This window comes from Flavobacterium limnosediminis JC2902 (assembly GCF_000498535.1).
In the GTDB taxonomy this organism is placed as follows: Bacteria; Bacteroidota; Bacteroidia; order Flavobacteriales; family Flavobacteriaceae; genus Flavobacterium; species Flavobacterium limnosediminis.
In genome coordinates this window covers 45,051-57,448 of sequence record NZ_AVGG01000003.1, presented here as the reverse complement: position 1 = coordinate 57,448, position 12,398 = coordinate 45,051, and the positions used below count along the sequence as shown (strand labels likewise).

Here is a 12,398-nt window from a genome sequence, read left to right as displayed (position 1 = left end):
CCTTTTTTGTTATGCTTTCTTGAAGTTAGCTACTTTATAGGTCTTGCCATCAGCAACCGCTTCCACCAGTTTGGTTAACGATTCCTGATTGTTGACGGTTTTGTCAAATGCTACAGTAGCGGTTTTGGTATCGAAATCTACTTTGGCTTCTTTTACGCCGTCCGTTTCGGTTAATTTTTTCTCGATGGTGGCGGCACAACCCATGGCGCACGTCATTCCTTTAATCTCAAAACTTGCTGTTTCCAGATTTTCAGTGGCTATTTCTTTTTTAGGAGCTGCGGCTTCGGCTACTTCTTTTGTTGTGCTCTCGGCTGTTTTTTCTTCGTTCTTACAGCTTGTAAAAGTGATTGCGGCAAGTGCAAATACCAAGGCTACTTTTGAAAATTTCATATCGTTTACTGTTTTGATTTTGAATCGGATAAATAATCGGTAGCAAAATTACCCAAAAAAAGAACTGATTCTCGTTTAAATAACAGAATTTTGGCACTTTAAAACGATCTTTTATGGAATCAAAACAACTCAAATGGATTTTACTGGCAGCGCTTTCGTTAATCTGGGGAAGTTCTTTTATTTTGATTAAACGCGGGTTAGTGGGGTTGACGCCGCTTCAGTTGGGTTCGCTGCGTATGTTGTTTGCCGCCTCGTTTCTTATCATCGTTGGATTTAAAAAGATAGCAGAGATTCCCTTAGGGAAATGGAAATACATTGCTTTGACGGCGTTGATGGGGACTTTTATTCCGGTCTTTTTATTTGCCTTGGCGCAAAGTGAAATCGACAGTTCTATCAGTGCGGTTTTGAATTCGTTAACACCATTGAATACTTTAATTCTTGGGATTCTGTTTTTCGGAATGGCTTTTCAGCGTAGTCAGTTAATAGGAGTATTGATTGGTTTGTTGGGTAGTTTGGTCTTGATTTTAAGTGGTGCGGCGCATCATCCGGAGCAAAATTATTTTTATGCGTTGTTTGTTGTGATTGCTACATTTTGTTATGCCACTAATGTGAATCTGATAAAAAAATATTTGTCCGATATTAATCCGATCGCTATCACCGTAGGGAATTTTATAGTGATGGTTATTCCGGCTCTGATTATTTTGATTTCAACCGGCTTTTTTGATGTGGTTCAGGAACAGAAAGTACAGCATTCGGTTTTGTTTATTGCTGTTTTGGGTATTATCGGAACCGGAATTGCCAATATTTTGTTTTTTAAACTGATTCAGATTACCTCGCCGGTTTTTGCTTCATCTTCGGCCTATCTGTTTCCGATTGTGGCCATTTTTTGGGGTTTACTGGATGGCGAAACGTTGTCGTTTGTTCAGATTATCGGTGCGGCAATCATTTTGTTCGGAATTTATCTTTCGGCTAAAAAATAGAAATTACTCTAAGTGTCTGAATAAAAAAAAGGTTGTCCGTTTGGACAACCTTTTTGTATTATAACTAACCTCTTCTTATTTGAAATCTTCGGCGGTTACCCCTTCGTTGATTTTTACTTCCGTAGTCATTAATTTGATTTCGATACCGATGTTCATGTCGGTAGTGTGAGGGAATTTGATTCCTTTCACTTCTTTATAATCACTGTAGTAAGTGGTTTGTGTCATTTTCTGACCCATTTGCTCCATTTCTTTAGATTCTGCTGCTTTTAATCCGGTTTTAACGTCGTAGTAGTACGTTGTTTTACCTTCTTTAACCGCATAAACATCGTTTCCGTTCATGGTTTCAATGGCTTCAAGTTTAGCGTTTGGATTCGTTACTAAAGATAATTCTTCAAAAGGAACTGCACCTTGTTTTTGTTCTTTCAGTTCTTCTGCTGTTAAGTCTTTTCTTTGGCCTTGCGTTACTCTGTAACCTGATTTGTCACCCACCACTTGTTTCATCATCGACATGCCCATTGCTTTCATTTCAACGGCCATTTTGTTGTCGGATGTAGTTTTAGTAGTTAATTCTACCGGAGTCCCCTGCACGGTTCCTGAAGAAACGGTTGCTACAGATTTTACCGCTTTTAATGCTTTTTCACCACCAATTGCGTTGATGTAATTTGTGAAAACAGTTTTGGAAGTTACGCCTGCAGGAATCGGAATGCTTACTTTTGGTTTTTCAGTCGGATTACCGAATTTGTCGAAAAACTGAATCGGTAATTTTTCCTTCGCACTCATTTTTTCAAGGTTCGGAAGTACTTCAGATGCTTTTCCAACGATTACCACTCTTGTGTTTTCTGCCAGGAAATATTTGTTAGCTGCCGCTTTGATGTCTTCCGGAGTAACTGCATTGATGTTTTTAATGTAGTTTTCGTAGAAATCAGCAGGTAATTTTTCTGTTTCCGTATTTAAAGCATAACGGGCAATAGTAGCCGGTTTTTGGATCTGCATTACAAAGTTTCCGATGTATTTTGCTTTAGCGTTTTTTAATTCTTCAGCCGAAACCAATTCGGTTCTGATTTTTTTCAATTCGCTCATGAATTCTACTACAGCACTGTCCGTAACTGCATTTCTCACAGAAGCTCCTGAACGGAATTTTGTTACATATCTTCCGGTTCCTAATGAAGAGTATGCTCCGTAAGTCCAACCATGTTTTTCACGTAAGTTCATGAACAAACGGCCTTCTCCACCGCCACCAAGAATTTGGTTAGCTAAAATGCCGGCGAAATATTCTTTGTCAGTCATTTTTAAATTCATCGTATTTACCAATGCGATTTCCGATTGAACAGCATTTGGCATGTCTACGAAATTGATTTGGCTGTACTGAACGTTTTTAGGGTCAACGTAAGTTAAATTCGGAGCCGAAGCTTTTTCCCATGGGCCGAATTGTTTTTCAACCATTTTCTGAACGTCTTTCAGTTTTACATCACCTACGATTACCAAATAAGCGTTACCCGGTACAAAGTATGAGCTGTAATTCTGGTTAACGTCATTTAAGGTAACATTTTTAATGGTTGCTTCGCTTAAATATTCTCCGGCTGGATGTGTTTTTCCGAAAGCTAAAACGCTTTCCACACGACCTGCAACAGCCGTTACGCTTTTTTCTTCCGATTTAAGGTTTTCCAGCATTTTTTCTTTCTCCTTGTCTAATTCCTCCTGAGTGAAAACAGGGTTTAAAAGACCGTCAGCCATTAATTCCATGATTCTGGCGGAGTATTTTGATAATCCGCTGGCAAAAGCTCCGTTTGAGCTGAAATTGATGTTGGCGCCTAAGAAATCCACTTCCTCGTTAAAAGCGTCTTTCGGCATTTTTTTGGTTCCGTTACCGATCATTGAACTGGTTAAATCGGATACTCCTTTTTTGTCGCCTTCGGCATAAGGTGGATAATCGATGGCAAGACTGTAGCTTACACGTGGAAGTTTGTGGTTTTCAACGACCAATACTTTTAAACCATTTTTCAGGGTGAAAGTGCTCGGTTTTCCAACGTTGATGGTTGGTGCCGGTCCCGGTTTTGGTTGTGCTCTGTCTTGTGCTTGCATAGTAATTGTTAAAAACAAACTCGCTGCGATATAAATGTATTTTTTCATAATGATTGTCAACTTAGTTTTGTGCTTTGTCTTTTGCAGGTACATAATCTAAAAGCAAACGTTGGTTTGGATTCAGGTATTTTTTTGCAACTTCTCTGATTTCCTCTCTTGTAATCGAACGGTAAATGTCAATTTCAGTATTGATCAGGTTTACATCGCCATACAGTAAATAGAAAGAAGCAAGGTTTTCTGCAATACCTTCTACGCTCGCATTAGCGTTTACGTATTGGTTTTCGAATTTGTTCTGTAGTTTTTGGTAATCTTTTTCAGAAATCAATTCGGTTTGTAATTTCACGATTTCCTCATCTACTTCTTTAACTAAGTCCTGGGTAGTGTTTTTTCCCATTGGAAGACCGTATAAAATGTACATTCCGTAATCTTCCTGGCTGTAGTTGAAAGCGCCGATTTGCAATGCCATTTTCTTGTCGTCTACCATTTTCTTGTACAATCTTGAACTTTTTCCGTCGGAAAGAACAGAAGAGATCATGTCTAAAACTCTGGCATCACGCGTTTTCATGGAAGGTGTTCTGTAAGTGGCTACCATCATCGGAATCTGGATGTTCGGATCTTGATAGGTTGCTTTGATGGTTTCTGTTATAGGTGCTTCCTCGAATTTTTGTCTTTGTACGTCTGCTCCTTTAGCGATAGGGCTGAAGTAGTCTTTGATCCATGTTTTGGCCTGAGCAGGATCAAAATCTCCGGCAACCACTAAAACAGCGTTGTTAGTAGTGTAGAATTTTTTGTTGAATGCCTGGAATTCCTCTAAAGTTGCAGCATCCAAATGTTCCATTGAGCCGATTGGTGCCCAACGGTAAGGGTGTACTTTGTAGATGTTTTGTTTAACAGCAGCAATCAGGCTACCGTAAGGCTGGTTGTCAACACGAAGTCTTTTTTCTTCTTTTACCACTTCGTTTTGAGTGTCAACACCAATTTGATTGATTACCGGATGCATCAATCTTTCTGATTCCATCCATAAGGCCAATTGCAGGTTATTGGAAGGGAAGACTTCATAGTAATATGTTCTGTCTTCCGTAGTGTTTGCATTGTTGTTTCCTCCGTTAGCGGTTACGATTTTAAACCAATCACCACGTCCGATATTCTTGGTTCCTTCGAATAAAAGGTGCTCAAAAAAGTGTGCGAAACCTGTTCTTTGCGGGTTTTCGTCTTTCGATCCCACGTGATACATTACTGATGTAATTACAACCGGAGCCGATTTGTCCTGATGTAAAATTACATGCAGACCATTGTCCAGTTTGTATTCTTCAAATGCTACCTTTTGAGCGGAAGCAACACTTCCAAGCATTAAGAGCGAACCCAAAGCCATTAAAGATTTTTTCATAAGAGTTAATAGTTATTTTATTATCATGAATGAGTGTGCAATTTCGTGATTTTGTTACAAGTAAGTTGAAATTTTTTTAATGGTGCTGATTTTTAGTTTTTTAGCTTTAAATTTTAATCGAGAAGTTGTAAGATTAAGAAATAGTTGTATATTTGCACACTTAAAAATTAATTAAACATTATTGTTATGTACGCAATCGTAGAGATAGCAGGGCAACAATTCAAAGTAAGCAAAGACTTAAAGGTTTATGTTCACCGTTTAGCTGTAGAAGAAGGTGCAAAAGTTTCTTTTGACAAAGTTCTTTTATTAGATGACAACGGAAACGTAACTTTAGGCGCCCCAGCTGTAGAAGGTGCTTCGGTAGAAGCCAAAGTGTTACAACACTTAAAAGGTGATAAAGTAATCGTTTTCAAAAAGAAAAGAAGAAAAGGTTACAAGAAGAAAAACGGTCACAGACAATCTTTAACTCAAATTGTAATCGAAGGTATCGTTGCAGGTGGAGCTCCAAAGAAAAAAGCGACTAAAAAAGCGGAAGCTACAGAAGAATAATTAACATTAAAAACTAGTACGTCATGGCTCACAAGAAAGGTGTCGGTAGTTCCAAGAATGGTAGAGAATCAGAATCGAAACGTTTAGGTGTTAAGATTTATGGTGGTCAAGCTGCAATTGCTGGAAACATTATCGTAAGACAAAGAGGTTCTAAGCACAATCCAGGTGAAAACGTTTACATGGGTAAAGATCATACTTTACATGCAAAAGTTGATGGAGTAGTGAAATTTCAGAAAAAAGGTGATAACAAATCATTCGTTTCTGTAGTTCCATTCGAAGCTTAAGAAATTCTCTTAGACAATATAAAACCCCATTTCGGAAGAAGTGGGGTTTTTTGTTTTTGGAGGTTTTTGAATAGGCTGGGTAAGGATGTGTTTTTTATATGGTAAGGATATTTTGGCGTATGTTCATTCTGATGCTGTCCTATGCTTTAAAGTTTATTTGCCTTTTGCTATGGAATGCGCTGTCGGGAATGTCTGATTAGTTTAAGGGCATGTGTCCTATTGTGTCTTTTGTCCGGAATGGATTTAGGCCTCTTTCTTAAAGGTAATCTGCATCGTGGTTCCTTTTCCGATTTCCGAGGAAGCGACTTTAATCAGTCCGTTATGGTATTCCTCCACGATTCTTTTGGTTAAGGACAGTCCAAGACCCCAGCCGCGTCTTTTGGTCGTGAATCCGGGCTCAAAAATACTCTTAAACTGGTTTTTAGGAATCCCGCTCCCAGTGTCGGTAATTTTAATCTTAACAAAACGATCGGTTTCCTCAATAATAACTGCCAGTTTTCCTTTTCCTTTCATGGCATCAATCGCGTTCTTCACCAGATTTTCGACTGTCCAACTGTGTAAAATGGGGTTGAGCCTGATGTATATTGGATGATCAGGCGCCTTAAAAGAGAATTCCACCTGTTTGGAAGTTCGTGATTTCAGATAGTCAAAGGATTGTTCCGTTTCCTGAACCAGATCACGGCGCTCCAGAACCGGCTCGGAACCGATTTTCGAGAAACGGTCGGTGATGGTCTGCAGTCGGTTAATGTCTTTCTCGATTTCTGTAATAGTAGTCTCGTCCACATTATCGGCTTTCATTATTTCGAGCCAACCGATTAGCGACGATAACGGTGTGCCAATCTGATGTGCGGTTTCTTTTGCCATCCCGGCCCAAAGTCGGTTTTGGGTGGCCATTTTGCTTGCGCGGTAAAAGTTGAAAATCATTCCGCTGAAAAACAGTCCAATCAGCACCAGGGCAATCGGATAGTATTTTAATTTCGTAATCAGGGACGAGTTTCCGTAATACAACAAATGCTTTTTTCCGGCATAATCTATCGTTATCGGCGAGTTTTCCGACTTTAAGCGGTTCAGGAAGCCAATCGATTTTGCTTTGTCTTTCTTTATGGCATCTTCCACATTAATCATGTCGATAATGCTGTCCTTATCCGTGGTTTTAATGATGGGGATCGTTGTGTTTTTGCTTAGGATCTGCAGCGGCAATTCGAGTTCCGTGTTCTCATCGGCATTGTTGACCGTTTTTAAGGCCGATGCCCAAACCTCCATTTTTAACCGCTCTTCGCTTTTAAAAGTCTGAAAAAAAGTATAAGTATTCCACAGTATCAGTACCAGAAAATTGAAGGAGGCGAGAATGATGATCCAGCGTATTAAACTGCGTCTGTCTGAAGAAAAGTTCATGCTTTGTTTGGAATGGCTGAGTTATAGAGTAGCTAAGTTACTAAGTTTATCGGGATAGTCAAAGTTTATTTTTGTTTTGAAATTTTTTTCTTACATTTGTTTTGCATAAAATTACAGGAAGTTTCGGGTCAAAAAAGTATCTTTGTCAAAATTTTTGAGATTATGATTAGCGTTGATCCGAAGGAGTTGGCTCCGATGAAATTACAGGCATACCTTCAGGGTGCCGTTGGGCCGAGACCGATAGCTTTTGCCAGTACGTTGGACGAAAACGGAAACCCGAACCTTTCGCCGTTCAGTTTCTTTAATGTGTTCAGTTCCAATCCGCCGATATTGATTTTTTCACCCGCACGACGTGTACGGGATAATACGGTTAAGCATACGTTAATCAACGCCGATGCAACTCGCGAAGTGGTGATTAATGTGGTGAATTACGATATCGTGCAACAAGCGTCTCTTTCGAGTACCGAATATGCCGACGGAGTGAATGAATTCGACAAAGCAGGATTGACCATGGTTCCTTCCGATGTGGTAAAACCGTACCGCGTGGGTGAAAGCCCGGTGCAGTTTGAATGTAGGGTAAATGACATCGTTCATTTGGGAACCGAAGGCGGAGCAGGAAATCTAATCATCTGTGAAGTAGTGAAAATTCACATCAACGAAGCGATTTTGGATGACAACGGAGCAATCGATCAGCATAAAATCGATTTGGTGGCGCGTATGGGGGGCAACTGGTATACCCGAGCCAATCAGGGACTTTTCGAAGTGGAAAAGCCACTGACAACCTTAGGTGTTGGAGTGGATGTGGTTCCTGATTTCGTAAAAGAAAGCCCGATTTTTGACGGCAACGATTTAGGGAAATTAGGAAACATAGAAGCCGTGCCAACCGAAGAAGAAATTGCTATATTTGTAAAAGAGAATTTCTCAATCAAAGCGGTTCTGAGCTCGGACGATGAGGTGAAGAAATTTCAGATGGCCAAAGAACATTTAGATAAAAACGAGGTACTGACCGCTTGGAAAGTGCTTTTAGCAAAACAATAAATATTTAATACGATGGAAGTTACAGGTAAAGTAAAAGTGATTAATGCAGCACAACAAGTGAGTGCTACGTTTAAGAAAAGAGAATTGGTAGTTACTACAGAAGAGCAATATCCTCAAACGATAATGATTGAGTTTACTCAGGATAAATGCGATTTGTTAGACCAATACAGAGTAGGTGAACAAGTAAAAGTTTCCATCAATTTAAGAGGAAGAGAATGGGTGAATCCACAGGGAGAAACCAAATATTTCAACTCAATTCAGGGTTGGAGAATCGAAAGATTACAGGCTGAAGCTCCGGCCGGTGCACCACAAATGCCGCCAATGCCAGCGAGTGAAGCGTTCGAACCGGCTGCGAATTTTAAAGAAGAAGAGCACGACGATTTGCCTTTCTAAGTCGGAATTTAGAAATGAGAATTTAGAAAAAAAGAGAGTCCAGAAATTTGAGTAATTTTAAATTTCTGGATTTTTTTATTTTGGAGCGTCCCGATAGCTATCGGGAGGCTCGGGCTTTTTCAATAATCCCTGTTCCCGCTTTCCGTTCTATTTTTACACCTGACAGGTTTTTAAAACCTGTCAGGTGTAAAAGATATCTCTCCAATCGGGGCTATTGGAGTAACTTTTTGATTGTTTGTAAAGATTTTAGTTGTGCCGCAGAAAATACATTTTTTAGACAAAGAACTTTGGTTTCCACCTGTTTCCGAAACGCATCCTTCGGGCATCATTGCCGTGGGCGGCGATTTGAGTACGGAACGCCTTTTATTGGCCTACCGAAGCGGTATATTTCCCTGGTTTGAAGACGGTCAGCCCATCACCTGGTGGTCACCCGAAGATCGTATGGTATTATTTCCGGACGATTTCAAGCCTTCCAAAAGCATGCGGAATATTCTTAACCGTAATCATTTCAAAGTCACATTCAATCAGGATTTCAGAGCCGTAATTTCCAATTGTCAGAATGTAAAACGCGAAGGCCAAAACGGCACCTGGATTACCGATGACATGATTGAAGCCTATTGTAAATTACACGAACTCGGTTATGCGAAATCCGTTGAGGTTTGGCAAAATGACCGGCTCGTGGGTGGTTTATACGGAATTGATTTAGGACATATTTTCTGTGGGGAAAGCATGTTTTCCAAAGTCTCCAATGCCAGTAAGGTGGCGTTTGTGTCGTTGGTGAATTCCCTTAAAGAGAACAATTACCTGTTATTGGATTGTCAGGTGTATAACGAACATCTGGAAAGTTTGGGTTGTGGTGAAATCGATCGGGAAGATTTTATGCAGATTTTGAATTACCAACCGAAGTAATTCTTATTCTTTTTTCATTTTAGGCAACGTACGGATGTACAGTTCTTCCACTTTGGTTCTGGCCCAATCGGTTTTTCTCAAAAACGTCAAACTTGATTTTACCGATGGGTTTTCCTTAAAACATTTAATATTAATCAGTTCACCCAGAGTGTCAAAACCGTAGAAATTCACTAATTCTTCTACGATGGTTTTTAGGGTTATGCCGTGTAGTGGGTCGTTACTCATTCGTTCTTTTTTTAAATCCGTTTAGGATGTTTTTAGTGCCTTTTTTTCTGAATTTTCTTCTGGTGAAATTATAATAAAATATCAGATTATCCATGGTTAAAGCTATTGTAATTAGTAGGGCAGCCGCAAGTAGTGCTTTGATGCCAATCTGATAAAACAACAATGTACCCAAAATACAGCCTGCAAAAAAGAAAATAATGATTGAAAGTTTCAGGAAAATGTTCTTTCTCAGTTTGATGGCATTCGGATGATTTCTGTAGAAAAAATATTGTGAGATTTCAATTCCCAAATCGGTAAAAAGGCCTGTTAAGTGTGTAGTACGAACAGTCGACAGCGATATTTTTGTTACCAAAGCATTCTGTAAGCCCATTGAAAACAAAAGGATATATGCGATTTGATTTGCATCTGCAGTAGCCGTAAAAGCCCAATCGTTCCAGAAGCCTACCAGTACAATCAGAAATATTTCCAAAAACATGGGAGCGGTATGAATGTATTTCTTTTTATTGATTGTGGCGATTTCAATAAAAGAATTCGAAACGAAAGCGCCCAAAAAGAAAAAGAAGATGTAAAGGAGGTGCGGTATGGCTTTGGTATATTGTCCGACAATCAGTTCCTTGGAAAAATAAGCAAAATGTCCCGTTACGTTTGTAGTTAACGTACTAATGGTTAAAACACCTACGCTGTTAACTATCCCGGCAACCAAGGACAAATTGGAAGCCAGTCGCAGGTTATGTCTGAATGTCCTGTTTTTACCTTGGTGTCTAAACATTGATAAAAGAAGATTTAGTAGTTTCTTTCAATGTATAAATGTAGTTAAAATTTCAGCTTCGTAAAATTCCAATTCAAGGTGTTGAAAAGCACTAATTCATTTTCAAGTGTGGGTAGCTCCATAATCAGCTTTAGAGTTTCATGCGACATCATCGTTCCGATAATTCCCGGCAAGCTTCCCATTACACCGTTCACACTACAACTCGGCACGTCCTTTGGATTGGGTGGTTCCGGAAACAAATCGCGTAAATTTTTGGAACCTTTGTGATTGAAAACTGCCAGTTGGCCCTCAAATTTCAGAATGCTTCCGTAAACCAACGATTTTCCTAATTTAACACAGGTGTCGTTTACCAAGTAACGTGTCGTAAAATTATCGCAGCCGTCCACAATTACATCAAAAGTACTGATAATGCGTTCGGCGTTTTCAATCGTCAGTTTATCTTCAAAAGCCTCTATTTCAATATTCGGATTCAAAGCTTCCAAAATGGTTTTGGCTGTGGTTGCTTTCGGAGTGTCGATGTGATTTTCGGTATATAATATCTGTCGGTGCAAATTGTGCAGTTCGACTTTGTCAAAATCGACTATGCCGATGGTTCCGACTCCAGCCGTGGCCAAGTATTGCAAAATCGGACAGCCTAATCCGCCGGCACCAATCACCAGAACTTTGGCTTTTTTTAGTTTTTCCTGACCCGATTCTCCAATTTCGGGTAACATCATCTGACGGTTGTAACGTAAAAAATCTTGTATCGTAATCATGGTTTGTGTTTGAAGTCTGCTTTCATTGGACGTATTGCTGAAGGATAAGGTGGTTTTTCTAAAACAGGTAATTGTAATTTAAAGACTGAAGCTTCTGTCCCAGTCTTTCCAAACCGGTTCATAACCTTTGCTTGAAATCATCGAGGCAATTTCGTGTGCCGAACGTTCATCGCTCGTTTCAAACTGTTCCAGCGATTCCACGTCAACCGCATAACCGCCTGGGTTGGTTTTCGATCCGGCACTCATTGAAGTCACGCCAATCGGAATGATATTGTCTCTGAATTTCTCGTTTTCACGGGTCGAAATGGATATTTCCAAATCTTCATTCCAAAGACGATAGGCGCAAATCAATTGGAGTAGTTCGCTGTCTTCCATGATGAAATTCGGCTCGATAATCCCTTCCGCCGGACGCAAACGTGGGAAGGAAACGGAATATTTGCTCTGCCAATAGGTTTTTTGCAGATAATCGAGGTGTAAGGCGTTAAAGAAACTGTCGGTACGCCAATCTTCCAGTCCCAGCAAAACACCCAGTCCGATTTTGTGGATTCCGGCTTTGCCCACACGGTCCGGGGTTTCCAAACGGAAATCGAAATTGGATTTTTTTCCCTTTGGATGGTATTCTTTATACACTTCCCGATGGTAGGTTTCCTGATACACCAAAACGGTATGCACACCCGCTTCGTGTAATTGCTGATACTCTTCTTCGGTTAACGGCTGCACTTCCACAGAAATAGAAGAAAAATGCTCCTTAATTTGTGTCACGGCGGTCAGGAAATAGTTGATGTTCACCGTGTAATTCGCTTCTCCGGTGACCAGCAACACATGGTCGAATCCTGCTTTTTTCAGTTCGGCCACTTCCAGTTCAATTTCGCTGTTTGTCAGTGTTTTTCGTTTGATTTTATTGTCCAGACTGAAACCACAATACGTACAGATGTTCTGGCATTCGTTGCTCAGGTACATAGGGGCATACATCTGGATGGTTTTTCCGAAACGTTTTTTTGTTAAAACATGACTTTGTTGGGCCATTTCTTCAAGAAATTGTTTCGCTGCCGGGGAAATCAGTACAAGAAAGTCATCCATATTTTTTTTGGATTTTGCTAAGGTGTTTCGGACTTCCGTTTCCGTAGTCTGGTATATTTTATTTTGAATGGTGTCCCAATCGTAATTTTCAAAAATGTTTTTGAATGTGCTCATTTTTTTTGTCTTTTTCACGCGGACTTCGCAGATTTTCGCAGCCTGGAT

General features: G+C 39.9%; 14 protein-coding genes. 6 read left to right on the top strand and 8 right to left on the bottom strand.

Annotation, left to right across the window (positions count from 1 at the left end):
* Positions 1 to 9: 9 nt before the first annotated feature.
* Positions 10 to 390, bottom strand: a complete 381-nt coding sequence (locus FLJC2902T_RS04845) for a cation transporter (protein ID WP_023578652.1) — start codon at positions 388 to 390, stop codon at positions 10 to 12.
* A 113-nt stretch (positions 391 to 503) separates the two neighbouring features.
* Here FLJC2902T_RS04845 and FLJC2902T_RS04840 point away from each other — a divergent pair, with 113 nt between their 5' ends.
* A complete protein-coding gene (locus FLJC2902T_RS04840; protein WP_023578651.1) occupies positions 504 to 1,370 on the top strand; it encodes a DMT family transporter in 867 nt (288 codons plus the stop codon).
* 75 nt (positions 1,371 to 1,445) lie between these two features.
* On the opposite strand, the gene FLJC2902T_RS04835 is transcribed toward FLJC2902T_RS04840, so the two are convergent.
* Positions 1,446 to 3,500 carry a M16 family metallopeptidase gene (locus FLJC2902T_RS04835; protein WP_035677443.1) on the bottom strand — a complete coding sequence of 685 codons (2,055 nt, stop codon included), beginning with the start codon at positions 3,498 to 3,500 and terminating at the stop codon, positions 1,446 to 1,448.
* A gap of 13 nt (positions 3,501 to 3,513) precedes the next feature.
* Positions 3,514 to 4,839 (bottom strand): M16 family metallopeptidase, encoded by a 1,326-nt coding sequence (locus FLJC2902T_RS04830; RefSeq protein ID WP_035677298.1) that lies wholly within the window; start codon positions 4,837 to 4,839, stop codon positions 3,514 to 3,516.
* A gap of 186 nt (positions 4,840 to 5,025) precedes the next feature.
* Here FLJC2902T_RS04830 and rplU point away from each other — a divergent pair, with 186 nt between their 5' ends.
* Positions 5,026 to 5,388, top strand: a complete 363-nt coding sequence (gene rplU, locus FLJC2902T_RS04825; RefSeq protein WP_023578648.1) for a 50S ribosomal protein L21 — start codon at positions 5,026 to 5,028, stop codon at positions 5,386 to 5,388.
* A 23-nt stretch (positions 5,389 to 5,411) separates the two neighbouring features.
* The gene (gene rpmA, locus FLJC2902T_RS04820; protein WP_023573269.1) at positions 5,412 to 5,672 is read left to right on the top strand and encodes a 50S ribosomal protein L27; all 261 of its coding nucleotides are present in this window, start codon (positions 5,412 to 5,414) and stop codon (positions 5,670 to 5,672) included.
* A gap of 243 nt (positions 5,673 to 5,915) precedes the next feature.
* Here rpmA and FLJC2902T_RS04815 read toward each other — a convergent pair whose 3' ends face one another.
* Positions 5,916 to 7,067, bottom strand: a complete 1,152-nt coding sequence (locus tag FLJC2902T_RS04815) for a sensor histidine kinase (RefSeq protein ID WP_023578647.1) — start codon at positions 7,065 to 7,067, stop codon at positions 5,916 to 5,918.
* A gap of 162 nt (positions 7,068 to 7,229) precedes the next feature.
* On the opposite strand from FLJC2902T_RS04815, the gene FLJC2902T_RS04810 reads away from it, so the two are divergent.
* The 3 genes from FLJC2902T_RS04810 (at position 7,230) to aat (ending at position 9,407) form a co-directional block, all read left to right on the top strand.
* A complete protein-coding gene (locus FLJC2902T_RS04810) occupies positions 7,230 to 8,105 on the top strand; it encodes a flavin reductase family protein (RefSeq protein WP_023578646.1) in 876 nt (291 codons plus the stop codon).
* A 12-nt stretch (positions 8,106 to 8,117) separates the two neighbouring features.
* On the top strand, positions 8,118 to 8,498 hold the full coding sequence (locus FLJC2902T_RS04805) for a DUF3127 domain-containing protein (RefSeq protein WP_023578645.1): 381 nt from the start codon (positions 8,118 to 8,120) through the stop codon (positions 8,496 to 8,498).
* A gap of 264 nt (positions 8,499 to 8,762) precedes the next feature.
* Positions 8,763 to 9,407 carry a leucyl/phenylalanyl-tRNA--protein transferase gene (gene aat / locus FLJC2902T_RS04800; protein WP_035677440.1) on the top strand — a complete coding sequence of 215 codons (645 nt, stop codon included), beginning with the start codon at positions 8,763 to 8,765 and terminating at the stop codon, positions 9,405 to 9,407.
* 3 nt (positions 9,408 to 9,410) lie between these two features.
* Here the strand turns inward: aat and FLJC2902T_RS04795 are convergent, their stop codons facing one another.
* The 4 genes from FLJC2902T_RS04795 to thiH form a co-directional block, all read right to left on the bottom strand.
* On the bottom strand, positions 9,411 to 9,632 hold the full coding sequence (locus FLJC2902T_RS04795) for a VF530 family protein (protein WP_035677295.1): 222 nt from the start codon (positions 9,630 to 9,632) through the stop codon (positions 9,411 to 9,413).
* Positions 9,625 to 10,401 (bottom strand): YoaK family protein, encoded by a 777-nt coding sequence (locus tag FLJC2902T_RS04790; RefSeq protein ID WP_023578642.1) that lies wholly within the window; start codon positions 10,399 to 10,401, stop codon positions 9,625 to 9,627. The genes FLJC2902T_RS04795 and FLJC2902T_RS04790 overlap by 8 nt, the downstream gene beginning before the upstream one ends.
* Positions 10,402 to 10,445: 44 nt before the next feature.
* Positions 10,446 to 11,156, bottom strand: a complete 711-nt coding sequence (locus tag FLJC2902T_RS04785; protein WP_023578641.1) for a HesA/MoeB/ThiF family protein — start codon at positions 11,154 to 11,156, stop codon at positions 10,446 to 10,448.
* A 78-nt stretch (positions 11,157 to 11,234) separates the two neighbouring features.
* Entirely contained in the window at positions 11,235 to 12,350 is a 1,116-nt protein-coding gene (gene thiH / locus FLJC2902T_RS04780) for a 2-iminoacetate synthase ThiH (RefSeq protein WP_035677437.1), read from the bottom strand.
* Between the last annotated feature and the right edge of the window lie 48 nt (positions 12,351 to 12,398).

Coding starts and splice junctions, on each gene's coding strand:
- FLJC2902T_RS04845 (WP_023578652.1), bottom strand. CDS start 390: ATGAAATTTTCAAAAGTAGCCTTGGTATTTGCACTTGCCGCAATCACT.
- FLJC2902T_RS04840 (WP_023578651.1), top strand. CDS start 504: ATGGAATCAAAACAACTCAAATGGATTTTACTGGCAGCGCTTTCGTTA.
- FLJC2902T_RS04835 (WP_035677443.1), bottom strand. CDS start 3,500: ATGAAAAAATACATTTATATCGCAGCGAGTTTGTTTTTAACAATTACT.
- FLJC2902T_RS04830 (WP_035677298.1), bottom strand. CDS start 4,839: ATGAAAAAATCTTTAATGGCTTTGGGTTCGCTCTTAATGCTTGGAAGT.
- rplU (WP_023578648.1), top strand. CDS start 5,026: ATGTACGCAATCGTAGAGATAGCAGGGCAACAATTCAAAGTAAGCAAA.
- rpmA (WP_023573269.1), top strand. CDS start 5,412: ATGGCTCACAAGAAAGGTGTCGGTAGTTCCAAGAATGGTAGAGAATCA.
- FLJC2902T_RS04815 (WP_023578647.1), bottom strand. CDS start 7,067: ATGAACTTTTCTTCAGACAGACGCAGTTTAATACGCTGGATCATCATT.
- FLJC2902T_RS04810 (WP_023578646.1), top strand. CDS start 7,230: ATGATTAGCGTTGATCCGAAGGAGTTGGCTCCGATGAAATTACAGGCA.
- FLJC2902T_RS04805 (WP_023578645.1), top strand. CDS start 8,118: ATGGAAGTTACAGGTAAAGTAAAAGTGATTAATGCAGCACAACAAGTG.
- FLJC2902T_RS04795 (WP_035677295.1), bottom strand. CDS start 9,632: ATGAGTAACGACCCACTACACGGCATAACCCTAAAAACCATCGTAGAA.
- FLJC2902T_RS04790 (WP_023578642.1), bottom strand. CDS start 10,401: ATGTTTAGACACCAAGGTAAAAACAGGACATTCAGACATAACCTGCGA.
- FLJC2902T_RS04785 (WP_023578641.1), bottom strand. CDS start 11,156: ATGATTACGATACAAGATTTTTTACGTTACAACCGTCAGATGATGTTA.
- thiH (WP_035677437.1), bottom strand. CDS start 12,350: ATGAGCACATTCAAAAACATTTTTGAAAATTACGATTGGGACACCATT.